The organism is Pelagibacterium sp. H642 (assembly GCF_031202855.1).
Classification (GTDB): domain Bacteria; phylum Pseudomonadota; class Alphaproteobacteria; order Rhizobiales; family Devosiaceae; genus Pelagibacterium.
On the sequence record NZ_CP101829.1, the window covers coordinates 2,487,124 to 2,512,518 of the forward strand.

General features: G+C 61.3%; 24 protein-coding genes and 1 pseudogene. 11 read left to right on the forward strand and 14 right to left on the reverse strand.

What is annotated here, in order from left to right; translation table 11 throughout:
• Positions 1–2: 2 nt before the first annotated feature.
• Positions 3–1,790: a 5'-nucleotidase C-terminal domain-containing protein gene (locus NO934_RS12245; protein WP_309160247.1), complete on the reverse strand. Its 1,788-nt coding sequence runs from the start codon at positions 1,788–1,790 to the stop codon at positions 3–5.
• Positions 1,791–1,972: 182 nt separating this feature from the next.
• On the opposite strand from NO934_RS12245, the gene NO934_RS12250 reads away from it, so the two are divergent.
• Genes NO934_RS12250 through NO934_RS12265 form a run of 4 tightly spaced genes read left to right on the forward strand, consistent with a single transcriptional unit; the run spans position 1,973 to position 4,592 of the window.
• Positions 1,973–2,176: a hypothetical protein gene (locus NO934_RS12250; protein WP_309160248.1), complete on the forward strand. Its 204-nt coding sequence runs from the start codon at positions 1,973–1,975 to the stop codon at positions 2,174–2,176.
• A gap of 4 nt (positions 2,177–2,180) precedes the next feature.
• On the forward strand, positions 2,181–4,148 hold the full coding sequence (locus NO934_RS12255; RefSeq protein ID WP_309160249.1) for a protein-L-isoaspartate(D-aspartate) O-methyltransferase: 1,968 nt from the start codon (positions 2,181–2,183) through the stop codon (positions 4,146–4,148).
• 31 nt (positions 4,149–4,179) lie between these two features.
• A complete protein-coding gene (locus tag NO934_RS12260; RefSeq protein ID WP_309160250.1) occupies positions 4,180–4,413 on the forward strand; it encodes a hypothetical protein in 234 nt (77 codons plus the stop codon).
• Positions 4,395–4,592 (forward strand): hypothetical protein, encoded by a 198-nt coding sequence (locus NO934_RS12265; protein ID WP_309160251.1) that lies wholly within the window; start codon positions 4,395–4,397, stop codon positions 4,590–4,592. Before NO934_RS12260 ends, NO934_RS12265 begins: the two co-directional genes overlap by 19 nt.
• Positions 4,593–4,598: 6 nt before the next feature.
• Here NO934_RS12265 and NO934_RS12270 read toward each other — a convergent pair whose 3' ends face one another.
• From NO934_RS12270 to NO934_RS12315, 10 genes and pseudogenes are all read right to left on the reverse strand, one after another.
• Complete coding sequence (locus tag NO934_RS12270) at positions 4,599–5,867, reverse strand: cytochrome P450 (protein WP_309160252.1); 1,269 nt, start codon at positions 5,865–5,867, stop codon at positions 4,599–4,601.
• Positions 5,868–5,971: 104 nt separating this feature from the next.
• Complete coding sequence (locus NO934_RS12275) at positions 5,972–6,742, reverse strand: TIGR04290 family methyltransferase (protein WP_309160253.1); 771 nt, start codon at positions 6,740–6,742, stop codon at positions 5,972–5,974.
• Positions 6,739–7,773, reverse strand: a complete 1,035-nt coding sequence (locus NO934_RS12280; protein WP_309160254.1) for an SDR family oxidoreductase — start codon at positions 7,771–7,773, stop codon at positions 6,739–6,741. The genes NO934_RS12275 and NO934_RS12280 overlap by 4 nt, the downstream gene beginning before the upstream one ends.
• Positions 7,774–7,783: 10 nt before the next feature.
• Complete coding sequence (locus tag NO934_RS12285; protein ID WP_309160255.1) at positions 7,784–8,908, reverse strand: glycosyltransferase; 1,125 nt, start codon at positions 8,906–8,908, stop codon at positions 7,784–7,786.
• The gene (locus tag NO934_RS12290; RefSeq protein ID WP_309160256.1) at positions 8,905–10,002 is read right to left on the reverse strand and encodes a glycosyltransferase; all 1,098 of its coding nucleotides are present in this window, start codon (positions 10,000–10,002) and stop codon (positions 8,905–8,907) included. The genes NO934_RS12285 and NO934_RS12290 overlap by 4 nt, the downstream gene beginning before the upstream one ends.
• Positions 9,999–11,114 (reverse strand): glycosyltransferase, encoded by a 1,116-nt coding sequence (locus NO934_RS12295; RefSeq protein ID WP_309160257.1) that lies wholly within the window; start codon positions 11,112–11,114, stop codon positions 9,999–10,001. The genes NO934_RS12290 and NO934_RS12295 overlap by 4 nt, the downstream gene beginning before the upstream one ends.
• 13 nt (positions 11,115–11,127) lie before the next feature.
• Entirely contained in the window at positions 11,128–12,222 is a 1,095-nt protein-coding gene (locus tag NO934_RS12300; RefSeq protein ID WP_309160258.1) for a glycosyltransferase family 4 protein, read from the reverse strand.
• Positions 12,207–13,499: a TIGR04295 family B12-binding domain-containing radical SAM protein gene (locus NO934_RS12305; protein WP_309160259.1), complete on the reverse strand. Its 1,293-nt coding sequence runs from the start codon at positions 13,497–13,499 to the stop codon at positions 12,207–12,209. Before NO934_RS12305 ends, NO934_RS12300 begins: the two co-directional genes overlap by 16 nt.
• Positions 13,496–14,704, reverse strand: a pseudogene (locus NO934_RS12310) (NAD-dependent epimerase/dehydratase family protein); the annotation flags it as partial. The gene NO934_RS12305 and the pseudogene NO934_RS12310, both read right to left, overlap by 4 nt.
• The gene (locus NO934_RS12315; protein WP_309160260.1) at positions 14,614–15,720 is read right to left on the reverse strand and encodes an SDR family NAD(P)-dependent oxidoreductase; all 1,107 of its coding nucleotides are present in this window, start codon (positions 15,718–15,720) and stop codon (positions 14,614–14,616) included. The pseudogene NO934_RS12310 and the gene NO934_RS12315, both read right to left, overlap by 91 nt.
• 342 nt (positions 15,721–16,062) lie before the next feature.
• Here NO934_RS12315 and NO934_RS12320 point away from each other — a divergent pair, with 342 nt between their 5' ends.
• The 3 genes from NO934_RS12320 to NO934_RS12330 all read left to right on the forward strand — a co-directional run bounded on the left by NO934_RS12320 (position 16,063) and on the right by NO934_RS12330 (position 18,492).
• Complete coding sequence (locus tag NO934_RS12320) at positions 16,063–16,683, forward strand: hypothetical protein (protein ID WP_309160261.1); 621 nt, start codon at positions 16,063–16,065, stop codon at positions 16,681–16,683.
• A gap of 64 nt (positions 16,684–16,747) precedes the next feature.
• Positions 16,748–17,284, forward strand: a complete 537-nt coding sequence (locus NO934_RS12325; RefSeq protein ID WP_309160262.1) for a PadR family transcriptional regulator — start codon at positions 16,748–16,750, stop codon at positions 17,282–17,284.
• A 386-nt stretch (positions 17,285–17,670) separates the two neighbouring features.
• On the forward strand, positions 17,671–18,492 hold the full coding sequence (locus NO934_RS12330; protein ID WP_309160263.1) for a FadR/GntR family transcriptional regulator: 822 nt from the start codon (positions 17,671–17,673) through the stop codon (positions 18,490–18,492).
• A 118-nt stretch (positions 18,493–18,610) separates the two neighbouring features.
• On the opposite strand, the gene NO934_RS12335 is transcribed toward NO934_RS12330, so the two are convergent.
• The 3 genes from NO934_RS12335 to NO934_RS12345 all read right to left on the reverse strand — a co-directional run bounded on the left by NO934_RS12335 (position 18,611) and on the right by NO934_RS12345 (position 21,491).
• Positions 18,611–19,888, reverse strand: coding sequence for a TRAP transporter large permease (locus tag NO934_RS12335; protein WP_309160264.1), 1,278 nt, complete (start codon positions 19,886–19,888; stop codon positions 18,611–18,613).
• A gap of 12 nt (positions 19,889–19,900) precedes the next feature.
• Positions 19,901–20,419: a TRAP transporter small permease gene (locus NO934_RS12340; protein ID WP_309160265.1), complete on the reverse strand. Its 519-nt coding sequence runs from the start codon at positions 20,417–20,419 to the stop codon at positions 19,901–19,903.
• Between the two features lie 82 nt (positions 20,420–20,501).
• Positions 20,502–21,491, reverse strand: coding sequence for a TRAP transporter substrate-binding protein (locus NO934_RS12345; RefSeq protein ID WP_309160266.1), 990 nt, complete (start codon positions 21,489–21,491; stop codon positions 20,502–20,504).
• Positions 21,492–21,695: 204 nt separating this feature from the next.
• Here NO934_RS12345 and NO934_RS12350 point away from each other — a divergent pair, with 204 nt between their 5' ends.
• From NO934_RS12350 to NO934_RS12365, 4 genes are all read left to right on the forward strand, one after another.
• Positions 21,696–21,989 (forward strand): putative quinol monooxygenase, encoded by a 294-nt coding sequence (locus tag NO934_RS12350; protein WP_309160267.1) that lies wholly within the window; start codon positions 21,696–21,698, stop codon positions 21,987–21,989.
• A 140-nt stretch (positions 21,990–22,129) separates the two neighbouring features.
• A complete protein-coding gene (locus NO934_RS12355; RefSeq protein ID WP_309160268.1) occupies positions 22,130–23,011 on the forward strand; it encodes an aldolase/citrate lyase family protein in 882 nt (293 codons plus the stop codon).
• A 119-nt stretch (positions 23,012–23,130) separates the two neighbouring features.
• Positions 23,131–24,009 (forward strand): 2-hydroxy-3-oxopropionate reductase, encoded by an 879-nt coding sequence (locus NO934_RS12360; protein WP_309160269.1) that lies wholly within the window; start codon positions 23,131–23,133, stop codon positions 24,007–24,009.
• Between the two features lie 87 nt (positions 24,010–24,096).
• Positions 24,097–25,362 carry a glycerate kinase gene (locus NO934_RS12365; RefSeq protein WP_309160270.1) on the forward strand — a complete coding sequence of 422 codons (1,266 nt, stop codon included), beginning with the start codon at positions 24,097–24,099 and terminating at the stop codon, positions 25,360–25,362.
• Positions 25,363–25,395: the final 33 nt, after the last annotated feature.

Consider the following 25,395-nt stretch of genomic DNA (forward strand, 5'->3'; position numbering starts at 1 on the left):
GATTAATCGCGAACCGATTTGAGGCTGTATTGGGCAGGATCGATCACCGGAAGCTCGCCATCGGCCAGCGCGTTCTGGAAATATTCGATCAGCGGCACGGCATAAGCCACATGGCTGTCCTCATGGGCCGAGGGATCGGCGGCGATCGCCTCGGCGAAGGTGTCGTAACCGTCGCGGCCCAGAGCGGTGAAGGAGTTCGTCGCGACCCTGTAGGTGGCCGCGAGGTCGATTTCACTCCATTCTCCAGAGGTGCGGTCCTTGACCTCTACGTTGAGAATTCGCTCACCCTTGGGCGCCCCCTTGTCCACGTCGAACCGCAGATGGGAGGCGTAGGGAAAGGCGCCGGTCGAACCTGATGTCAGCGAATAGTCGGCGGCATCTTCGAGCACGGAGACCACCTGTTCGCCGGTGAGATCAACGGTGGCGAGGGTGTTGGAGAAGGGGAGCATGGTGTAGGCATCGGCCACGGTAAAAGGTCCGGCCAGGAACTGGCTGCGGACGCCGCCCGAGTTCTGGATGGCGATATCTGCCTGGGGCAGATAGTGCAGGAAGCTGTCGGCGACGTAATAGGCCGCATAGCTTCCGGTCGGGGTTTCTCCGGTTTCGAATGCCTCGGGAATGCGCTCGAAGCCCAGCGTTTCGGTGACGGTGCCGATCTGCTGTGTGCGGAATTCTTCCAGTTCGGCGCTGTAGGGGGCAAGGATTTCGGTCACCTGAGCCGAAGGTTCGACGACGGCAAGCGTCCGGCTCTGCTCGATGAAGTCGAGGACCTGTGCCTGGGCGGCCTCGTCCAATTCATGAAACTGCTCGTCCTCCCCTTCAGTGCGGAAAGGGCCCTCGACCGGCAGGATGATGTTGCCTTCGGCGCTCAGCACATTGCCATCGGCGTCAAAGGCGACGTCGAGGACGCCCATGCCGTGGGCCATTTCCCAAGCCTGGGCGATGTAGACGGGGGCGCCATCGGGGGAATCCACGATGGTGGGATAGTCTCCGTCGACTTCGAGACCCAGCTGGGCGATTTCGCCGGTGCTGTCGAGCAATTCGTGGGTGTCGCCGCCGATGATCACATCGATGCCGGCAACTTCGGCAGCCAGTTCCTGGTCGAGATCGTAGCCGAGATGGCTGAGGACGATGATCTTGTTGACGCCTTCGGCTTCCAGGGCGGCGATGTGCTCGCGCACCGTCTCGTATTCGGGAGAGAACTCAACCGCCTCGGTCACCATCGAGGATTCCACGGTCTTTTCCACCTTGAGAACGCCGACGATACCGATCTTTTCGCCTTCGACCTCCTTGACGATGTAGGGGAGGAGGTCGGCGCCGTGCAGCGGGCTCGCTTCGGTCGGGTGCACATTGCCGCCCAGGATTGGGAACGTTGCCATGTCGACAAGTTCGCGCAGCAGCTCCTCGCCCTCGTCGAACTCGTGATTGCCGATCTGGTAGGCATCCAGGCCCAGGGCATTGAAGACCTCGAAATCAGCACGGCCCTTGAAGAGGCTGAAATAGAGCGTGCCGTTCAATTCGCCGCTGTTGAGTACGAGCGTCTGGGGCGTGCGCATCTCTTCGATCAGCGCGGCGATACGCGCGAAGCCGCCGAGTTGGGCGCGGACCGGCTGGCCATTGATCGTGAGATCGTAGTCACTGCCCTCGAGATGGGAATGATGGTCATTGGTGTGCAGAATCTGGAGCTCGAAGGCGCTTTCCTGCGCCGCAGCGGTTCCTGCCAAGACCCCCGAAATGCCGAGGGTAAAAGCCAACGCGCTCACTGACGTGGAGAGATGGGGAAGGCGCATTCGGGCATCCTTTCAGAATCGGTCGAGAAAGAGAAACGATCGCCTAATGCCCTGTTGTGACGTTGGTATTACGAACCGGTGCCGTGGAGTTCACCTACGATAGCGTAGGGGCATGATCGGCGCCAGGAAAGGGAACGCCGAACGATCCGGCCCATTGCTCTAACAGGATATGGAGGTCCATCATGGCACAGCCTCAGTTTGAGAGAGATCCGGCAGAAGGTGGCCTGGATGTCGTCGAGCACGAGCTTGCGCGGCAGGCCCAGCCGTTGCCGGTCATGGCCGAAAAACGCGGAGGGCGCGGATTCGGCCTTGCAGCGGAACTGCTCGTTCTAACGATCGCGGCGGTGGCGCTTATTCTCATCTGGCGTCGACGTCCGACGGCCTAGTGCAATGGCCGATTTCCACGCCGCCCGAAAGAGGATGGTCGAGGCCCATCTGGCCGGACGCGGGATCAAGGACAGCCGGGTTCTGGCGGCAATGGGAAAGGTGCCGCGAGAGCGATTCGTCGAACCGGGGATGGAGGAATTTGCCTATTCCGACGCCGCTCTTTCGATCGGGGAGGGGCAGACGATCTCCCAGCCCTATATCGTTGCGCATATGGTCGAAGCGGCCCGCATCGGGGCCGGAGACAAGATTCTGGAGGTCGGAACCGGATCGGGTTACGCGGCGGCTGTCATGGCGGAACTGGCCGAAACCGTTTTTACCATCGAGCGCCATGATGCTCTTGCCAAACATGCCAGTCAGCGCCTTACTTCGCTCGGATACCTCAATGTGCATGTGCGGATCGGCGATGGCAGCCTGGGCTGGCCCGACAACGCTCCCTTCGACGCCATCATCGTGGCCGCCGGTGGGCCCGTCGTGCCAGAAGCCCTCAAGGAGCAATTGGCGATCGGTGGCCGCTTGGTCATTCCGGTGGAACGTGCGTTTGGGCATCAGCGATTGGTTCGGCTGACGCGGGTTGCCGACGGCAGGTTCGAGGAGGAGGATCTGGGCGGGGTACTCTTCGTGCCGCTGGTGGGTGAGCAGGGGTGGAAAGACGATGCGTGGGCCCCGGCAATCCGCACGAGTCTCGCCGACCGCATCGCCCTAATTGCCGAAGACCTGCCTGACCCCGATGACCCTGCCTTCGGCACCGCGTTCGATCGGTTCGCGGATCGGCGCGTGGTGCTTCTGGGGGAGGCCACTCATGGCACGTCGGAATTTTACCGCGCGCGGGCGGCCGTCACCCGGCGCCTGGTGGAAAGACACGGCTTTACGATCATTGCCGTGGAGGCCGATTGGCCTGACGCCACGGCGATCAACCGGTATGTGCGTCATCGATCCGCCCGAGAGGATGCACCACCGCCTTTTCAGCGATTTCCTGTCTGGATGTGGCGCAACCGGGAGGTAGATGGCCTTCTGCGTTGGCTGCGCGCTTACAATGAGGGTGTCGAATCCGATAGCCAGGCAGGCTTTTATGGGCTCGATCTTTACAATCTGAGCGCTTCCATGGCGGCGGTTCTGGCCTATCTCGACAGTGTTGATCCGGACGCGGCGGCCGTGGCGCGGGAGCGCTATGGCTGCCTCACGCCCTGGCAGAACGAGCCATCAGCTTATGGTCGCATGGCGCTCTCGGAAGGGTATCGCGGCTGCGAGGAGGCAGTGGTTCGGCAGCTACGCGATATGCTCGACAGCGAACTCCGCTACGCACCAGAGGATGGCGAGGACTATCTCGACGCCGCTCAAAGCGCGCGGCTCGTCGCGTCCTCGGAAAAATACTATCGCGCCATGTACTATGGCGGTTCCGCAAGCTGGAACCTGCGCGACAGGCATATGTTCGAGACGCTCGAGCATTTGCTCGAGGCCAAAGGACCGGCCGCCAAGGCCGTGGTCTGGGCACACAACTCCCATATCGGGGATGCGCGGGAAACGGAGATGGGCAAGGCGCGCGGAGAGCTCAATATCGGGCAGCTCTGCCGCGAGCGGTTCGGGGCTGAAGCGGTGCTTGTCGGGTTTTCGACCCATGCGGGGACAGTCGCTGCGGCAAGCGAATGGGACGGGGAGATGGACATCAAAACCGTTCGCCCATCGCTGGACGAGAGCGTCGAACGCTGCTTTCATCTCTCGGGCAAGAGACGGTCGCTTTTCGATTTTGGACGGCATGAAAATGTTGCCCGAGTGCTCGAGGAACCGCGGTTGGAGCGGTTCATCGGCGTTATCTACCGGCCCGAGACCGAGCGCTACAGCCACTATGCCGAAGCGTCGGTCTCAAAGCAGTTCGACGCGCTGGTGTGGTTCGACCAGACTCATGCGATAGCGCCGCTCGCTACGGCCACCCGGCGGGGACACGTGCCGGACACGTTCCCGTTCGGGCTTTGAGATTTCGATGTGAGCCAAGGAGGAGAGCTCGATGTCGCCACCTGCCGAGATGGACAGGGTCCTTGAAAATCTGCCGCTGCGTATCGGCGCCTATGTCCCCGACGATCTTCTCGAGGACTGGTTTGCACCGGGAACCGGGATGAATCCGCCCGCGCCTGCGGCGCTCGAGGCAGCCAAGGCCTATGGCTGGCGGTTCGAATGCGAGTTCAAGCACTATCCTGATCGGAAGGAAGGAGTGTTCTGGAAATGGGTACCGGCGATATGAGCGAGACTCTCGAGACCAAAGCCCGAAAGGCGGTCATCGACGAGCTTGAACGGCAGGCGGCTGAGAAGCCTGAGACGTTGAGTGTCCGCCGCGATGGCGACCGCGTCAGGGTCGAAGGGGAAATCGATATCGATTCCCTCGTGATGGTGGTCGTAGGCGCGGCGGCCGGTGGGCCCTGAACGGGCTTAGATCCTGCGCCTGACATCGGTCAGCACAAGCCCACTCGGCGGGCGGGCTGGAATGCGGTTGGGGGCGATCTCAAGATCCTGCTGGGGAATCGTGAATTCCATTTCTTCCACCAGCAGGCGGGTCGCCTCGCGAATGGCGGCTACGGTGAAAGCTTCGCCTGGGCATCGGTGCGTAATCCTTGCATCTCCGCCACCCTGGGGGATGAAGGCATGATCCTGATATCGCCAGGAAATGTCGCGGTGAGGATCGAATTGCCGCGGGCGCGGGAACAGTCTTGGGTCGTGATTGGTTCCGTGCAGGTCGAGGAGCACCCAATCGCCGGCCGCGAATTCATGGCCCTCCCATGAAAACGCCCGCCGGGCAATGCCGCCCACGAAGGGGAAGAAGGGGTACAGACGGCGGACCTCTTCAGCGAACCGGTCGTAGAGCTGGTCATCGGCGCCCATCAGCGTAACCGGCCACTCGGGATGTTCCTTAAGCGCGAGAGCGGCGAACATGATGTACCGCCCGATCGCTACGGTGGGGCGCAGGATGTTGAGTAGTTCAACCGTGGCGCTTTCGACCGATAGTAGCTGTCCGTCTGGTTCCCTGTGCGCTGCCAGGTGGCGGAGCGGTGCGTCGTGGGAAACCTCGAGCCGTCCGGCGCGGACATCTTCGATGATGCCCGCCAATTTCCGCTCCGTCCCGCGCCGGCGCAGCAGGGCCACAACGACTTTTGGACCAAACTTGCCGGCGTTTTCGATCATCGACGTGAGATCCCGGGCCAATTCCTCGTCATCCAGCATGCCATTCGGGATGCCCACCCAACTCCGGATGGCGCAGGAAAGCACCAGATTGGCTTGGTCGAACAAAACGATCTGGGGACGGGTAGACCAACGCTCGATGGCCTCGAGCCAACGGGCACGAAAGAGATCGAGGAATACCTCAACCCGCCCTTCATCCATCAGCAGGCCGACGAATACGGCCTTGCGGTGGCGATGGGCCGCGCCATCGAGCTGCTGCACACTGCCCTTGTCCTGGAGCAGACGCAGGACCGTGGGCGGCATGGCCCCTTTGCGGCGCGTGAAGCGCTCACCGTCATAAAACATTTCGGCCGCCTCGGCGCCGCGCACGCAGATCACCGGCTTCAGCATCAGCCGGGTGGTAAAGATGTCGGTGCCGAGCGCATCGCAGCGCGAGGAAATAAAGCCATAACCCTCCCGCAAGAGAGCGACGGTCTGATCAAACCCCGTGAGCTGAGGAATAGCTGTGTTCGGTGCCGGCATGCGCGCCATGTCCTCCAATCTTCGGTTTGAGGAACGGTACGACCCGGGTCGGGTTCCGGTGCTGATGGTGGCCGATTCTCACCGGAACGTTTCGTCCGCGAAATTTAAACCGCAATCGGGGGTGGCGGTTCGACCCACTGCGGGCGCTCGATCATGCGGCAAAGATAGACGTCGGGGTCTGCATGAGCTTCGATGGCAAAGCCCGAGCTTCGCAGTGCGGCTTCGCTCCCCGACCGGTTGGGGATGAACCAGTTTGTGGGATCTTCGGCGTAGCGATTTTCGATGAAGTTGAATCTGGGAAAGGCAGGGTTATCGAAGGGATCGGTCAACGAAAATGCCATGTCCATGGGAATGGCGAGTTGGGTTGGGTCCCCCCGCTGCAGCGTCTGGAACAGCATCAGATCGTCGGCCACATGCTCATGGATCAGGTCGAGCGCCAATAGCGGGTGGCGGAGGTGATAGAAGACGCCCATGAACAACACGAGATCGAAGCGCTCGCCGAGCGACGCCAGATCATAGACGGAAAGCCGGCGCAGGTCGGCGTCGAGGTTGAAGGCATCGAACACCAGTTCGGCCTGTGCGATGTAGCGCGGATCGGAATCGATGGCGACGATCCTTCCGGCACCGCGCCGCTTCATCTCTAGGGAAAAGAAGCCTGCATTGCAGCCGATATCGAGGACGCTGCGGCCTTCGAGATCGCGGGGCAAAATGTGCTGGAACTGGTTCCATTTGTCGCGCGGATGGTCGCCCAGCATATGACCGGGCGCCGTCTGGATGCCGGCGATCTCGATGTTGTGGAACCAGGGCGCCAGCTCCTCGATCCGCCGGGCCAGATCGTGCCGCGCCGAGGGGATGTCATCGAAGGCCTTGTTCATCGTGCAGTTGCCTCGGCACGGGTCGCTGACCTGCGGCGTCGGGGAGCTTTCCTCTCCGGCCTGGCTGCAACGCCGAGGGAAAAGTGTGCGATGGTCTGGGCCAGACCCTTGGCCAGAGGTACCCGAGGCTCCCAACCCAGGAGGGTCTTGGCGCGGGTTATGTCGGGCCGCCGCCGCTGGGGGTCGTCCTTGGGAAGCGGCATATGGACCTTGCGCGATTTCGAGCCGGTTTGCCTGATGACCAGATCGGCAAGCTGATTGATGGTGAATTCGCCGGGATTGCCGAGATTGACCGGCCCACCGGGATTTTTGTCGGCGAGCATGAGTGCCAGGAGGCCTTCGATGAGGTCTGAAACATAGCAGAACGACCGGGTTTGCTCGCCGGTGCCATAGATGGTCAGCGGCTTGCCCGAAAGTGCCTGCACCACGAGGTTGGAGATGATACGCCCGTCATCGGGGCGCATCCGGGGGCCGTAGGTATTGAAGATGCGGGCGACGCGGGCATCCACCTCGCCGGCGCGCATGGTGTCGAAGCACAGGCTCTCGGCGGCGCGCTTGCCTTCGTCATAGCAGGCGCGCGGGCCGGTGCAGTTGACGTGGCCCACATAATCCTCGCGCTGGGGGTGCTGCTCGGGATCGCCATAGACCTCGCTGGTCGAGGCCTGGAGAAAGCGCGCGCCGTCTCGGGCGGCCAGGGTCAAAAGGTGCCCCGTGCCGACCACCGACGTCATCATGGTGTGGATAGGGTCCGCCTGGTAGTGAGGCGGCGAGGCCGCGCAGGCGAGGTTGAAGACGAGATCGAGACGCTCATCGATGTCGAGCGGCGCGCAGATGTCGTGCTCGATCAGCCTGAAACGCGGGTGGTTGGTGAGGGGCGCAATGTTTTCGCGCGAGCCGGTGAGGAAACTGTCGACGCATATGACCGAGTAGCCGCGGTCGAGCAGGCGGTCGCACAAATGCGAGCCGACAAAGCCGGCTCCACCTGCAACCAGCGCGGTGCCGAGGGGGTTGAGGTGAGTTATGGCATTCATGGCAAAATCCTCACGCTAGAAACTGCTGAATTGATCCAAGGCGCGAGCGCGCCTGCGATGCCGCAGGCTCGTGGCCGAGGACGAAAAGGAGTTCTTGCGCCCGCTTCTTGCCCGTATGGCCGGCCAGAACGCGCGAACGCGCGGCATCGGCGATCGAGAGGCGCCAATCTTCGTCGCGGTCGAGCAGCAGGCTCACCACGTCGTCGCTGTCATCGGCCAGAAGGATCGCGCGGCCGTTAGGGAACAGATCGTCCAGGCCGTCCCAACGATCGCTGATCACCGGTGTCCCGCAGGCAGCAGCTTCGAACAGGCGCACGCTGGGCGAATGGCCGTTGGCGACCATGTCCTGGCGCGTGACGTTGAGGGTGAAGCGCTGGCGCGAGTAAAAAGACGGATGGTTGGCGGGCGGCAAATGATCTATCCGCTCGACATTGTCGGGCCAGTCGATGTCGGTAGGATATTGCGGGCCGGCCACCACGAAACGCATGTGGGGCAGACGGCGGGCGGGCTCGATCAGCAGCCTTTCCAGAGCCGGCTGACGGTCGGTACTATAGGTGCCGAGATAGCCCATATCCCAGGCGAGACGTTCGCCGGTGGGACGGTAGCGGTCGGCATCGACCGCACAATAGAGCGGAAAGGCAGCCTTGGCGCCGTAGCGGTTTTCAAGCGTCGTCAGTGCCGGGCCGCCGGCGAAGGAGAAATAGCCCTCAAGTTCGGGAATCTGGCGCGGAGCGAGATACTCCTGGTCGTTCCTCGCCAGCTTGGCGAGCGTCACGGGCGTATCGATGTCGTAGAACCAGGTCTCGCCGCCACGCAGCCGATTGACGATATCGATAACCTCGACGCCGTCGGGCACATAAGAGCCAATGATCACATGATCGGCGGCCTTGATGGGTCCCACGAAGGTAGTCGCAAGGTCACTTGCCGCGCCGTAATAGACGAGATCGCAGAAATCGGGATGGGGCAAATCGCGGTTATCGCGATACCAGGGCACGTCGCGCTCAAGGAACAGAACCGATTGGCCAAGGGCGGCGAGGCCGCGCAACAGGCTGCGATAGGTCGTGGCGTGTCCATTACCCCACGAGGAAGACAGCGAAAGCCCGATGAAGACGATGTCATAGAGGGTGCGCGTCATTGAGCCGCCTCCCGAGGCCGATCGGCCAGCATGGCGGAAAAGATCGCGTCCACTTGTTTGGCCCGCCTGTCATAGGTGTGCTCGCGCAGCACGCGGGCGAGGGCGGCTTCACCAACGGTTGTGGCGGTTTGCGCATCGAGGCTGGAGACGATCTCGGCGACGTCCTTGCCGTCGCGGGCAACAAAGACCTCGCTGCCGGGAGTAAGGAACATATCGATCCCCTCCCAATAATCGGTGATGAGGCATGCTCCGGCGCCGGCCGCTTCGAACACGCGCGTAGCGGGTGAAAAGCCATTGCGGGCCATGGATTCGCGGCTGATGTTGAGCACGGCACGGGGCGTGCGGTTGAAAGCGTTGTGGTCGGCAGTGCCCACATGGCCCAGGGCGCGGACATTTCCCGGCATCGGCTTATCCGCCCAGCCCGATCCGCCGAGAAGGAAGGAGAGCTCCGGGCAATCGGCGGCCGCTCTAAGGAAAAACTCCTCGACGCGCTCCTCGCGGTCGGGCAGGCGGTTGCCCAGGAAACCCAGATGCGCCTCGAAACGCGGGTCGGGATCGACGGGAAAATGGGTGTCGGGGTCAAGGGCATTGTAGATCGGAATGCATCGGTCGACGCCGAGTTCGCGGTAGGCGCGCACCACGGGATCGCCGCCGCCATAGGTTAGAACCAGATCGCATGATTGTAGGTGGCGGTGCAGCGGATGGCCCGGTTCGGAGCGCAATTGTGCGAGTGTCGCCGGTGCATCGACGTCCCAGAAGATGACGAGCGCGTCGTCGCGCACTTTCCCTAGGATGCGCTCGAAAATGATGTCGTCTGCAAAGCCGACGCCGGACGCCTTGACGACGAAATCGGCCTTGCCGGCCTCGTCGGTTACCTGCTGCACGCCTTCGGATGTGGCGGGGTAGACGACGACTTCACACCACTCTGGTGGCTCTATGTCGCGATGGCTCTGCCGGTCATAGGCGTCCGGTTCGTAAAAGGTCGTGCGGTAGCCGAGTGCCGACAGTGCCTTGATCAGTCCGCGATAGTAGGTGGCCGCGCCATTCCAGTAGGACGACACAAGGCTCGACCCATAAAATGCGATCCTTGTCATGCTGCCCCCCTGGTGGCTGCGCTGTTGCCATCGAGCTGGCGGACGATGTCGAAAAGCTGGTCGACGCGGTGGGCGCAGGTGTGCCTGTTTCGAATGGTTTCGAGCCCGCACTGGGCCAGCGCGCGGCCGCGCTCAGGGTCGGCAAGAAGGCCTCGCATATGGGCCTGCATCTCCTCGCCGTTGCGCGCGAAAAGGAAGTCCTCGTCCGGGCGGAACAGGTTCTCCTCGTCCCGCCAGGGGGCCGAGATCAGCGGAATGCCACAGGCGAGCGCTTCAAAGACGCGGATCGTGGGAATGCCTGGCAGCGCCTGGACGTAGGGCCGGCGCGGGACGTGAACCGTGAAGCGGTGGTTGGCAAAGACGCGCGGCACTTCGGCATTGGGCAGCCAGCCTTGATAATCCAGTCCGGCTTCGGCCAGAAGGTCAATCGCCGGGTCGGGATAGCGGACGCCATGGACGGTCCCGGTAAGCCCAAGTTCGCGCACCGGGGCAATCAGGAATTCCTCAAGCTCGGCCGTACGTTCGCCGTCGCCCCAATTGCCGATCCACACAAGATCGCGCTGGCGTTCGATCAGTGGCAGGGGGTGAAAAAGGTCGACATCGGCAGCTTCGTGGAAGGTGAAGACCTGCCGCCCCCAACCGGCGTCGAGATAGCGCTGGCGCAGCGTTTCCCCGAAGGCGAGTATGCCGTCATAGTTTTCCAGCATCAGATCGGCGATCTGGCGTTCGGCCGAAACCGCCCGGTGATGGGTATCGTGAAAGAGGAGAGTGAAGGTGCCTCCCTCTTTGCGAATGCGCCCGATCTCGGCAATGAGCTTGGGATCGGTCCACTCGTGAACCATAACCACATCGGCGCCATCGAGCGCCGCGCGATGATCGAAGCCGGCGCCATATTGCTGGCTGGAAAGGGCAGGGAAGGCTTGGCCGAACCGTGCGGCATAACCTCGCCCATGGGCCTTTTCGAGATTGGTGCGGCTCCAGGAATCTTCAGGTTCGAGCGCGAGACAGGAACATCCCTTCGAGGTCAGCACGCGCATCAGTCCACGCAGGAAGTGCGCATTACCGTGGTTCCAGTCCGAAACCAGCGAGTGGGTATAAAAGACAAAGCGCATCTGGCCCTTCCTCTCAATGAACTGTCTGTTGGACGAGACTGCGATAGAGCGCATGGACGGCATTGGCCTGCGCCTCGAGCGAATAGACCTCCGAGCGCGCTTGCGCCTTGGCGGCCAAATCGGTGTGCAGAGACACGTCAGCGCTTAGGCGGCTGATGGCGGCAGCAAAAGCGTCGGGATTGCGCGGATCGGCAAAGAGTGCAGCGCCGTCCCAAAGCTCGCGATAGGTGGATATGTCAGCGAGCACCAAGGCAGCTCCTGCCCGGGCACCTTCGAGAGGCACCAGTCCGAAAGGTTCGTAGATGGAAGGGGAAACGACGATAGCCGTTCCGGCTAGCCACTCGGCCATTTCAGATGCGGACAAAGATCCCAAATGGCGGATATTGGCAAAGCTCCACTGCGCACCATTAGGGCCTTTGCAGGCTCCCGCGGCAGCAATGTCTCGATCAAAAAGCGATGCGGCTGCATCGAGAGCGGCGGCATTTTTGCCCTCGTCCCACCAGCGGCCGGCAGCCAGGACGCCGTCGCGTTTTGCGCTCGGCGTCAGCCTTTCGCCCGATGAGCCATTATAGATCACCGAAAGCTGAGGGAGCGGGCCATAAATCTCGCCCATTGCGCGGGCGTGGCTATGGGACGGGGCGATCACGGCATCGGCCGCGTCCAGCCCGGCGCGATTGAGATCCTTCTGCCACGACCAGCTTTGCGGACAATCGTCATTTTTCACGGCGGCGAACCAAGTGGGCACGCAGGAATGAGCGGCAACCACCACAGGCAGAGCGGTCCTAAGCCCGGCCGCGTGAGTGGGGGCGTTGAGGTGGACGAGATCCACATCGCAAGCCAGGGCCTCGATGGTGCGGGGCAGGCTTTCGAAGGCCGACGGATCGTCCGCGAGCCAATCAGGGAGCGCGTCGAGCCATACCAACTCGCCCAGCGCCTCGGCCTCGTCCCTTTGCGCAGGGCCGGGCTCCGGCCCCAGGCCGAGGAAAAGGAACTCCGTTCCCGTGGCCTTGAGCTGGCGTGCCAGGTCCATGGCGTAGCGCCAGACCCCTCCGACGGCATCGACGGTCATGAGCACCCGTTTGGGGCCGCTCCTTAAGCGCTGCAACATGCTGCCTCCAGCTTACGCAAAGGCAGTGGCTGCTGATCCTGAATGTCGCTGAATGCGGCAAAGGATTTGAGGTAATGCTCATGGGCGCGTTCCCACGCCTGGTTGTCGGGTTCACCCCAGAGGCGCCGATAGTCGGGCGAGCTGGGATAGGGATAGAGCGGGACCGGCTCATTGGCCCAAACGCCGTGGTCCTGCAGATATGTGCGCCAATAGGTGACGAGCGCGGGATCGTCCTCGACGACGCCGATCAGATTGGCCTGAACGAAAGGCACGTGCTTGCGGGCCTTGATCAGAAGTTCCGCCAATTCCTCTGTGCCGAGCTTGCAGCGCTTTGCAAGCATTTCGCGGCCTTCGACGGTAAGGCTTTCAAGTCCTGCCTCGATCGAAACGCATCCCGCCTTGCCGAGCAGTTCGAGCATTTCGGGCTTCCAGAGGTCGATCCGCGTCTGGACGCCGAACTGGATATCCCGTTCGACAAGTGCTTCGAGCAGCGGCTTCTGCGGCAGGAAGATTTCGTCGATGAAGTAAATGTAACCCACGCCCTGGGCGATCAGCGCGTCGATCTCGGCGATGACATGTTCGAGCTTGCGGCGGCGATAGGCGTCGCGATAGTCGATTTTGGCGCAGAAGCTGCAATTGTATGGGCAGCCGCGCGAAGCCTCGACCTCGGCACCATAGCCCTTGCGGTCATCATCGAACCGGTGATGGTGATGATCGTGGGCTGCGAGCCATTCGGCTGGCCAGCTCAGCGGCGGATGATCGACGAAAGGGCTCGCCTGGGCGGCGCCGTTCGCTATGACAATGCCGCCCTCGAAATAGGCAATGCCATCAACATTTTTCCAATCCTCGGCGCCTGCCAGACGGGTAATGGTTTCCTCGCATTCGCCGCGGATGACCAGGTCGCAGCCCAGTTTGGAAAGCGTGGCTTCCGGGGTGGCGCTGCCATGGGGACCGACAGCGACCGTCAATCCGCCGCGTCCGCCAAGGGAATCGAGGAAATCGCGCGGCACGCGCAATTCGGGAGGCGCGCAGCGCCAGAAGAGATAGGTGGGAGCGGTGCTGACCACCGTCATTTCGGCGCCGAATTGCGCGACATCCTCGGCAAGCCTTTGATTGCCGCGATCCTGCAGCCGGCCGTCGAGCAGCAGGACCTCGTGCCCGGCCGCTTCGAGCATGGCCTTGGCATAGCCGAATTCGAGCGGAAGGTGGGGGGCGCGGCACCCGAAATAGATGCTGCCTTCATAGGTCCAATATGGATTGACCAGAGCGACTTTCATTTAACGCTCCTCAATTGTTCGGGACTTTCTGATTTCGACATGCGCTCGGAAACGAGCCAGAGCGCGAGGGATCTGAGACCGTCGCGCCAAGCGACGCGAGCCTTCCAACCGAGTTCGATTTCGAGCTTGCGGGTGTCGGCGACGAAGTAGAGCTGATCCCCCGGACGCCAATCCTGATGGTCGACTGCAAGGTCGCGGCCCACGATCCGCGCGGTCTCACGCAGAACGAGCTTGAGGCTCACCGCATTGTGCGGCCCTCCACCCAGATTGTAGACGCGGCCCGACGCGTGATCGATATTGGCGAGAACGGTGCGATACGCCGAAATCGCATCATCGACATGAAGGACGTCGCGCACCTGCTTGCCGTCGCCATAGACCGTGAGCGGCTGGCCCTGGAGAGCGCGGATCAGGAAATGGGCGACCCAGCCCTGGTCCTCGGTGCCGAACTGGCGTGGACCATAGATACAGCTCATGCGCAGGACGGCAGTGGGTATGGAAAAGCTCTTGGCGTAGTCGAGCACGTACTGGTCCGCAGCCCCCTTGGAGCACCCATAGGGAGTGCAGAAATCAAGGGGGCGGTCTTCGGCGATTCCGTATGCGCGCAGTTTTTCGTCGGCGGGTATGTACCGATCGTCGAGTTCGACCATCTCGACGTCTTCCAGAGCGCCATAGACCTTGTTGGTGCTGGCAAAGATCACCGGCATTTTCCTGCCGGTCCTGCGCACCGCTTCCAGCACGTTGAACGTGCCGCGCAGGTTGATGTCGAAATCCTCGACCGGATCGGCCAGGCTCGTCGTCACCGCCGTCTGTGCGGCGAAATGAAAGACCGCCTTGGCATCGGCAAACGCATCGGAGATTGCAGCATTATCCCGGATATCGGCGATATAGGGCTGCAGACGTGTGCCGTGTTCTTCGCCCAGCCAGGCGAGATTGGCCTCGACATTGGGGCGGCTGAGATTGTCGAGCACGATGACGTCAACACCATCGCCAAGAAAGCTGTGGGCCAGGTTCGAACCGATGAATCCCGATCCGCCGATCACGAGGATTGGCCTTTTGCGTCCAATCGTCGGCGGTGTCGGGACGGAGCTCGCGCGGGAAGCGGATCGAGGTTCGCTCATTTGACGAGCCCTCTTTGCTCCAGGTGCCGGCGCATCTCGGCACCGCGGTCGATGACGGTCTGTGTGGCCACCCAATCTGCAAGTTCGCCCACAGTGTCTTCCAACCGGTAGCGCGGCTGGTAGCCGAGGAGTTCGCGAGCCTTGGAGATGTCGGCAAAACAGTTGCGAATGTCGCCGGCACGGGCCTTGCGCATGATCTCCGGGCGGAGATCGGGCTTGCCCATGGCTTCGGCGAGTATCCGCGCCACCCTCTCGATGGAATAGGCCTGCCCGCTGCCGATATTGATCGCATGACCGGCCGCCTCGGGTTTTTCGAATGCAAGGCGGAAGGCACGCGCCACGTCGCGAACGTGGACGAAATCGCGTTGCTGCTGACCATCCTCGAAAATCGTCGGGCGCTCGCCGCTGGCAATGCGGGAAGCGAAATTGGCAAGAACGCCCGTATAGGGATTGGAGAGCGCCTGGCCCGGCCCGAAGACGTTGAAGAGGCGCAGGGCCACAGCGTCCGTTTCGTAGGTGTCGCCAAAGATCAGGCTGGCGCGTTCCTGGGCGTATTTGTTGAGGGCATAGATCGAGGCGAGGTCAGGCTGTTTTTCCTCGTCGGTGGCCATCGGCCTTAGAGGCAGGCCCTGGGCGTCGTGCAACTCCCATTGCCCTGCAGCGATGTCGCGGGCCTTGCGGCGGATGTTGTTATAGGACGCGCCACTGGCATCGACATAGCGACCCTCGCCGTAGATGCTCATCGAAGAGGCAACGACGATGCGCCGGATCGGGCGGTCGATCATGGCTTCGAGAAGCACCGCCGTTCCGAGCTCGTTAGCGCCGACATAACGGGTGATCTCGTACATCGACTGGCCGACACCCACTTCCGCCGCCAGATGAAAGACGCCGTTAACGCCATCGAGCGCTTTTTTGACCGCCGCGGCGTCTCGCATGTCGCCGGTTTGAACTTCGACCTGGGCCGGCAGTTCGGGGGCGCCGGCCTCATGCACCTGCTCGACGAGGCTATCGAAAACGCGAACGTCGTAGCCGGCATCGAGCAGTTCCGCGGTAAGCGCTCTGCCAATAAATCCACATCCGCCGGTGATCAGTACCTTGTCCACGTGCGTTCCCCTTTTCGTGACCGTGGTGATGCTCTCCCAAGTCAGCGGCAGGAGGGGGAGTTCCCGGCGGTCGGGGCGGCGTGTATCGGCGTGCGAGCCTTCAATCGGCGCTTCAGTCAAAGAGAATCAGCGGGAACAAAGGCTTCTTTGACTTCATCTTCATCTTTATCTCAGGTGCGCGGGGAGCGGGTTTTCCATAACGTGTGTTACACTGCGGCCCGGCTAACCCCTCGGAGAGCCAGTGCTTTAACGCAAGTTGGCCCGCGAACTTCTACCTTCATGGTCGCGTTGGGGATGGCCGGCCTGTTCCGGCCCGCTTCATCCCTCGAAATGGAGAAAGATGTGCTTGAATGGCTGGCAACTCATGGCAGCATCATCTCGGCAGCGGCCAATATCGGAATGCTGCTGGTATGGTTGGTCTATCTGGGGACTTTCCTGCGCCAGTACAGGCGCCAGACTCAGCCCAAGATCGTCATCAACAAGGCGGTGGGACGCGATCTCAGCGCCGCGTGCTTTATTTCGAACATGAGCAGTGAGCCCATCTACATCGAAGCGATCCAAGTGGGGTTCGAGTCGCGTTCAGGCAAATGGGATACCTTCGTAACCGATATGGTGCTGCGCGACGGCGACGAGGTGCCGCCTGACCCGCGCCAGCGGACGCGGCAGGGGCCTATGCGTTCGGGTGACTATATGCCCATCGGCAATTTCTCTGAATTGCTCGATCGCGTGGCACAGGCCAATCGGGATTTGCATGGCCTCGATCTCGCCGACCATGAGGAGCCGGTGTTGCTCGTGCGGATTTTTGCCGACTATGCCTCCGAGGATCTCGTGGTAGGCGCGGAACGCCCGTTCCATTTCGAGAACCGGGACGGCACTTGGATTGTGCGGACCATGGGCGAATTCACGCGGCAGATCCGCTCGCGTCGGCAGCGGCTTTGGGCCCAGCGTCAGCTCCGCGATTGACCTCGGGCTTGAATTTAAGACACAATCAAGATATATCTTATACGTGTCTTGAAAGGAGTTCCGCATGCATGGACGTGATTTCGGGCCGCGTGGCCGCCATTTCGGGAGAGAACATGGTGGATCGTTTCGCGGCGGCCGGCGTGGCCGGGTTTTCGACGCCAGCGAGTTGCAGCTCGTCGTTCTCGATCTTATCGCCGAGCAGAACCGGCATGGATATGAACTGATCCGCGAAATTGAATCCCGCTCGGGCGGCGTTTATGCGCCGAGCCCCGGCATGATCTATCCTACCCTCTCTCTGCTGCTCGAAATCGGTCTGATCGAAGAGGTCGAGACCGAGGGCGCGCGCAAGAGCTTTGCGATTACCGAGGCGGGTCGGGCTCACCTGGCAGACAATCAGGAGCCTCTTAGGGCCGCGCTCGCCCGGATCGCCGTCTTGGCCGAAGCCAAGGATCGCGCCGATCCGGCGCCACTCCGGCGCGCGATGGGCAATCTGCGCCAGGTTCTGGTCGCGGCAGCCGACAAGCCGCGTTTCGACGAAAAGAAGATCCTCGAAGCAGCGCGGCTCATCGACGAGGTGGCCGGAACTATCGAGCGCATGTGACGCTTCGCCACAGCGTGTGCGTCAGCTGGAACATATGCCAGTTATTTAGTGATCATGCGGTTTTGCAAGGATTTCCGGTCGCGCCGCAAAGTCGGACAAATCGTTGTCGGGTTTAATACTATTAATCCGGCAGCAGTTGACCGTTCTGTGTATCGATGGGCACAGTGTTCGTCCGGCATACAAACGATGCAAAACCGATCCAGGTTTCTGGCAATCGGCGGGCCAATCGGCTTGATCGCGGCACTCATAAGCCGCTTGCACCATCAGCTTTAAACGAGAGGAGGCCGGGAACGGGGCTGGGCAGATGTCCTGGCCGCGAGGGAGTAGACAATCGGGGAGCCGCCGGTTCCACCGACTTGCCGCATCATGATTGGAGGAGAATGATGATGGTAATGCATAAGGATATTCATTCCGAGGACGTGGCCGTGCTGCCCAGATTGCTGCACGGACCGATCAAATCGGCGCACGCGCTGATCACCCGGGATATTGCGATGCGAATCCTGCGCGGCGAATATCCGCCCGGCTCGCTCCTGCCCCCCGAGGGTGACCTCATCGACCAGTATACGGTGTCGCGGACGGCTCTGCGCGAAGCGATCAAGACCTTGGCGGCCAAGGGGCTGCTCGTCTCCAAAACCAAGATCGGAACGCGGGTGCTCAATGAGAGCTACTGGAACCTCTATGATCCCCAGGTTCTGAGCTGGCGCATCGAGCTTGGCGTCGATAACGGCTTTTTGCGCAAGATCTTCGAAGTGCGTCAGGCGCTCGAGCCGGCTGCGGCGGCGCAGGCTGCATTGCGGCGGACCCCGCTCAACATCGAGCGCATGCAATATGCGCTCAATCTGATGGACAAGCCGCACCACACGCGCAAGACCTATGCCGAGCCCGATCTGGTGTTTCACCAGGAGGTGCTGATCGCCTCGGGCAATCCGTTCATGCAGACATTTTCCTCGATCATCGAGGCCTGCATCCTCAACGCGTTCGCCATCAGCGCGCCTATCGACAATGACGAGCGCTTCAAGCGCTCGATCAACCGGCACGCACTGGTGCTTGCCGAAATCCGCGACGGCAATCCCAATGGGGCTGGCCAGGCGATGTCGGAGGTAATCCGCGAGAGCATCGAGAATGCCAGGTTCGGCCTGGCCGACGAGCCGGTGGTTATTTCCCTGCCGCTCGACCTCGAAGGAACGGGCCAGCCTCTCGACAATTGAGGCGCGAGCTGAACACGTAAAAGGGGAAGCCACTGTTCTGGCTTCCCCTTTTTGTTTACGGGCAAGACAGCAAAAAGGGGCCTCCGGATGGGGAGGCCCCTTCTGCTGCGATCGGTTGTTACCGGCTGTAGAACAGATCGCGCAGGAAGAGGGTGATCTCCGGCACATAGGTGACCACCAGTAGGTTGAGAACCATTATCCCCAGGAACGGCAGCAGCCTGGGCACCACCTTCTCGAACGCCACATTGCCCACCGTGCAAGCCGCATAAACGTTGACGCCGAGCGGCGGGGTCACCATGCCGATGGCGAGGTTGACCGTCATGATCAGCCCGAAATGAACCGGATCGATGCCCATGGACACAGCGACCGGAACCAGAATGGGCGAGAGCACCAGGATCGAGGAGTTGGTTTCCACGAACATGCCGATCAAGAGCAGCACGACATTGACGGCGAGCAGGAACAGGATCGGATCGCTGAGCGTGGTGCTCAGATAGTTGCCGATGGCGTTGGGAACGCCGGCTCGTGTAATGAGATAGGAGAAGAGCCCGGCGCAGGCGATGATGATCATGATCATCACCGTCGAGACCACCGATTTGTAAAAGATCGGATAGAGGTCCTTTATGCCGATCTCGCGGTAGATGAACATGCCGATGATCAGGGCGGCAAAGACGGCAATCACGGAAGCTTCCGTGGGGGTGGTGATGCCCGAATAGATTCCGCCCAGGATCACTACGGGCAGGGCGAGGGCCGGCAATGCCTCGAGCGCGGCGCGCAGAACCGGAAGCCGGTTTTCCTTGGCCACCTTGCCGAAGCGGTTCATGCGCGCGTGGATCAGCACCGCGATAATCATCATGACGCCCACGAAGATGCCCGGCCCGATGCCGCCTACGAACAACTCGCCAATCGAGGTTTCGGTCGAAACGCCATAGAGGATGAGTGGAATGGAAGGCGGGATGATGATTCCCAACTCGGCCGAACTTGCCTGCAGCGCCGCAGCATAGGGCCGTGGATAGCCTTCGCGGACCAGAGCGGGAATCAGGATGGCGCCGATAGCGAAAGTTGTGGCGATGGATGAGCCCGAGACCGCGGCGAACATCATGCAGGTCAAAACACAAGTGGCGGCAAGACCGCCCTGCATGCCGCCCACCAGCGACTTTGCGAAATTGACCAGCCGAAGGGAAATCCCGCCGCGTTCCATGATGGTGCCGGCGAGAATGAAGAACGGGATCGCCGCGAGCGGGAATTTATCGATCGCTGTATAGATTTCCTTGGGCAGGATCAGCAGGTTGGTATTGGTGATCACCAGTCCGACCGCACTGGCCACGCCGATCGAGACCGCCACTGGAATCGAGAGGATGAAGCCCAGGAGCATCACTCCGAGCATAACGACAGCCATAGCGAAATTACCTTACTGGACCAGCTCGAGTTCCTGCTCTTCGTCAGAAACCGGCTCGTGTTCGATGAATCGGGCGATTACGGCGATGGCTGAGCACAGGCATCCGATGGGAATCGAGATGTAGGCCCAGTAAACCGAGATGAAATCGAGTCCCAAAAGGGTCTGGGTGGCGCTTCGATTGGCGTAGATGTAGCCCCAGTAACCGAGCAACCCGAGAAAGCCCAGCGTAACCAGAGTGATGAAGCCATCATGGAGGCGCTTGAAGCGCTGAGGCACCATATGCCGCACCATATCGACGGCGATCATTGCGCCGGCGCGGAACACCAGCGCGGCACCGACGAACACCATCCAGGCGAGCGCGATGCGAATGGTGACCTCTGTCCATTCGAGCGGGATTTTCAGGGCAAAGCGTGAAACCACCTGAAGCAGTCCTAGGCAAGCGGCTGTCGCGAGCGCAAGCACAGCGATCACCGCGATGATCCTGTTGAGCGCCCTGTCGACTGCCAGGAACGCGGAAACGACCGGTTGCATAAGCACCGTCCTTAAGATGTGAGCCGGACACATGCGGGCGTCCGTGGACGCCCGCCTATTTCAATGCGGAGGCTGGTGCCGATCAGGGCTGCCAATCGCGGATGGCCTGAACTTCCTCGGCGCCGAATTCTTCTTCGAACTGGGCGTTGACGGTGGCCAGAGCTTCCATGAACGCCTCGCGGTCGAGATCCTCGATGATCTCCATGCCGTCGGCGCGCATGGATTCGATGGCAGTGGCTTCGTCGGCATCCACGCGCTCGCGGTTGGCCGCCGCGCCGGCCTGAGCCGCTGCGACGAAGTGGGCCTGATCCTCTTCCGACAGGCTGTTCCAGAGATCGAGGTTCATGAGGAAAACACAAGGCGAGAACACGTGCCCCGTCATGGAAAGGTACTGCTGAACCTCATCGAAATTATTCGATTCAATCACCGAAAGCGGGTTTTCCTGCCCGTCGACAACGCCCTGCTGCAGGGCCGCGAAGACTTCCGGGAAAGGCATCGGGGTGGGTAGGATGCCGAACTCGCGATAGGCGGCGATATGGACCGGGCTTTCCATGGTCCTGAGCTTGAGACCGTTGAGGTCGTCGGGCGCCTCGATCGGCCGGACGTCGTTGGTCATATGGCGGAAGCCATTATCGGCCCAGGCCAACCCCTTGATGCCATGCGCTTCGAAACGCGTAAGCAGTTCGTCGCCGATCTCGCTGTCGAGCACGCCGCGGGCATGTTCGTAGTCGCGGAACAGGAACGGAATGTCGAGGATCGAGAGCTCGGGCACGAAGTTGGGTACAGGGCCCGTCGAGGTGAAGGTCAGTTCGAGCGTGCCGAGCTGGACGCCTTCGATGGATTCGCGTTCGCCACCCAGCGAGCCCGCATAAAAGGTCTCGATCTGGTAGCGGCCTTCAGTCAGGCGCTCGACTTCCTCAGCGAACGTATCGATGGCGATGCCGTGGTGACCGTCCTGGGGCATGGACACGTTGATGCGCCAGACAGTCTGGGCCTGGGCCGAGCCTGCCGCAAAGGCAAAGCCTGCGATGCCAACCAGAGCAGCCCCGCGGAACAACCGGAAATAATTCATCTCTGCACTCCTCCAAAAAAACGATGCCTCCACCTCACCGACGGCCGTGCCGGGAGCGGGCTGTAAACAAGTCTTGAAGAAATGATAGTAAAGGTCAACAGAAAAACAATTAGTATTATGATACCACGATAGTATAAAACAAATATACTTTGACAATTATTTTTGGGAGTGGCAATCGAATAATCGCACTAAGGGAGTGACCAGATGATTTTGATGACCGCTCGCTACTTCATAAAGGATGGGCACCGCGACCAGGTGCTGGCCGATCTCAAGGAGATGGCGCAAGAGATCGACAAATCCGAGCCAGGCTGCATCAGCTATCAGGTCTGGGAATCGAACGAGCATCCCAACCAGTTCCTGCTTTGTGAGGTCTATGTCGACGAGCCGGCCGCCGATGCCCACAGGCGTACTCCGCATTTCGAGCGGATTATTTCCGGCCGCATCGTGCCGCAACTCGAAAAACGCGAGCGTGAGTTCTTCAGCAATCTCATCGATTAATCAGAACTTGATATGATAGTATAATATAAATCATCAATTTATACTACGAAATAACGTCAGTTTGTATTTGACTATATTGCTGATATCGAAAAGTTTTAGGTCGTTATCAGAATTCCTGAAAAGGAAGAAGGGAGAGAGAAATGGGTATTTTTACAAAGGCGGCAGTATCGGCGCTCATGGCCTGCACGGTGGCAGGCGGTGCCTTGGCTCAGGAGAGCGAATTCCTCGCGTCCGAATGGGAGTACGGCCCGCGCGATGTCATCGAAGGTGAGGTTCCCGTCTGGAACACCGCCAAGCAGAAGATCACAGCGGGCGAAGATCTCGTCGGGGTCACCATCGATGCTACCGATCCGCGGACATATTGTGCCGCCGCCAATGCTGGCTACGACTTCACCTGGGTCGAGATGCAGCACCAAGCGACGAGCTGGGAATCGGTGGCGCGCATGTTCGCCTCCTGCCCGGACGCAGAAGCCGCTCACGGCATCCGCCTAGCCTATACCGACGAACGTGAAGCCCAGCATGCCCTGGATTCGGGCGCAATGGTAATCGTTTATCCGACTATCGATTCCGCCGACGAAGCCCGCGAGGCGGTGTCCTGGGTCAAATTCCCACCAGTGGGTCGTCACAGCCAGGGCGGCGGGCAGCGCTGGAGTATGTATGAGGACGTCGAGGGCGGTTACCGCGCAACCTTCAACGACAACATCGTCGTGATCGCAATGATCGAAACGATGGAAGGCGTCGAAGAGGTCTACGACATCGCCGAAGTCGAAGGGCTCGATGCGTTGATGATCGCCAGTGGCGATCTTGGCAACTTCTCGGGCTATGCCGAGGGCACTCCCGAGTATGAGTCGATCGTCGACCGTGTCTTTGATGCGGCCACGTCCAATGGCCTGCAGGTCTGCGGTCCTCTGCGCTGGCGCGCCGAGCGTGAAGGCTTCACCTGTTTCCAGGCGGGCAATGAGATGTCGCTGATCCGTCGCGGTGCTGAAGCGGAAGCCGAAGCTACCGCTCGCGCGGAATAACCGTTCCTCCCCAGGTGTCCCGGCTGATCGCCGGGGCGCCTCACCTTTTTTCGGTCGCCGCGTCGCGGCCGGCAACTTACACCCTCATCACGCGCTCGGACGGCAAGAAGGAGTGAATCATGAACATCGGATTCATCGGAACCGGAATTATGGGAACGCCGATGGCCGGCCATCTGCTCGATGCCGGCCATACGCTGTTCGTTTACGACCGGGTCAAGGTTCCTCAGGTGCTGTCCGAAAAGGGGGCTCAGGCTGGCGAGTCCTCCCGCGCCGTCGCCGAAAAGAGCGATGTCATCATCGTCATGGTCCCGGATACCCCCCATGTCCAGGCCGTTCTGTTCGGCGACGGCGGTCTTTTCGAGGGCTTGTCTGCCGGTAAGATCGTGGTGGATATGAGCTCGATTTCCCCGATCGCCACCAAGGAGTTTGCAGCCAAGGTCGCCGAAAAGGGATGCGGCTATCTCGATGCGCCGGTTTCGGGCGGCGAGGTCGGCGCCCAGCAGGCCTCGCTTTCGATCATGGTCGGCGGGACGCAGTCCGATTTCGATGCGGTGCTGCCGCTCTTTAAGCTGATGGGCAAAAACATCACCCGCGTCGGCGAAGTGGGGGATGGGCAAACAGCAAAGATCGCCAACCAGATCGTCGTCGGTCTCACCATCGAGGCAGTGGCCGAAGCACTGGTCTTTGCCTCCAAGGCCGGTGCCGATCCAGCAAGGGTCCGCGAGGCCCTGATGGGTGGATTTGCGTCTTCGCGCATCCTCGAAGTCCACGGCGAACGTATGGTCAAGCGCACATTCGATCCCGGTTTTCGCATCGAACTGCACCAGAAAGACCTCAACAACGCCCTCGATTCCGCCCGCAAGCTCGATATTTCGCTGCCGGCCACTGCGCTCTGCCAACAATTGTTCAGCGCCTGCGCTGCTCATGGCGGGCGTGCCTGGGATCATTCGGCCCTGATCCGGGCACTGGAAATGCAGGCCGATCACGAGATCGCCTGAATGGAGTAACGACGCGCCCCACGAGGAGAACGTCCGGCGGCAAGCCGGAGCGGTGGGGCGCTTCGAGGAGTAAGGGAGGGCCGGGCGATGCTTGCTGCGGACGAGATTGACAATCTTGATGCCGAGCAGGTGCTCAAAAGGCTGTTCGATGCAGCGCTGGAAGCCGCGCTGCCCGACGGCAAATTCGACAACCTGCTGCCCGAGCGTCCCAAAGGGCGTACCATCGTGCTTGGCGCAGGCAAGGCTTCGGCCCGCATGGCCAAGGCGTTCGAGGATGCCTGGCAGGGCCCTTGCGAGGGCCTTGTCATCACGCGCTACGGCCATTCCGTACCCACAGGGCATATCAGGATCGTCGAAGCCGCCCATCCGGTGCCGGACGATGCCGGGCTGACCGCCACCCGTGAGATCGTCGAGTTGGCGCGAGGCGCAGGGCCGGACGATCTGGTTGTCGTCCTGGTCTCGGGCGGAGCGTCCTCGCTGCTCACGATGCCCGCCGATGGTATCTCGCTCGCCGACAAGCAGGAGATCACCCGCCAATTGTTGCGCTCGGGTGCCCCCATCAGCGCGATGAACGCGGTGCGCAAGGCGTTTTCGGCGGTCAAGGGCGGTAAGCTCGCACTGGTGGCGGCGCCCGCGAAAGTCGTCACCTACATCATTTCCGATGTTCCCGGCGACGATCCGGCGACCATCGGCTCGGGTCCCTCGATCATCGCCCACAATGATCTCGAGGAGGTCCGAGCCATCCTGCGCCGCTTCCGCATCGAGATTCCTCCGCACGCCGAAAAGGTGCTTTTCGACAATGCCGGCAGGTCCGAGGAGACGCCGCAAAACATTGTGCACATGATCGCAACGCCTCGTATGTCGCTCGATGCGGCCAGCCGGGAGGCCGAGCGCATGGGGATTGCGCCCATCATCCTGGGCGATGCGATCGAGGGGGAAGCGCGCGAAGTTGCCGTTGCCATGGCGGGCATGGTGCGCTCGATCATCCAGTATCAAACGCCATTCGTCGCCCCATGCGTGCTGCTCTCGGGCGGGGAAACCACGGTGACGCTCAGGCCGGAGGCCATCGGGCGGGGCGGACGCAACACCGAATTCCTGCTGGCGCTCTATCTTGCGCTGCGGCCGCATCGCGAAGTCGCCGCCATCGCCTGTGATACGGACGGGATCGACGGAACCGAGAACAATGCCGGCGCATGGTTCGATCTTTCGCGTGGGCCGGCGGGCAATTCCGATGCCGCGGCCTTTCTTGACCGCAATGACGCATATAACTATTTCCGGCAGGCTGGCCGGCTGGTGGTGACCGGCCCCACCTACACCAACGTCAACGATTTTCGGGCGATCCTCGTTCGCTGACCCGATCGGTGATCGGGGCTTTTTGCTCTTGTG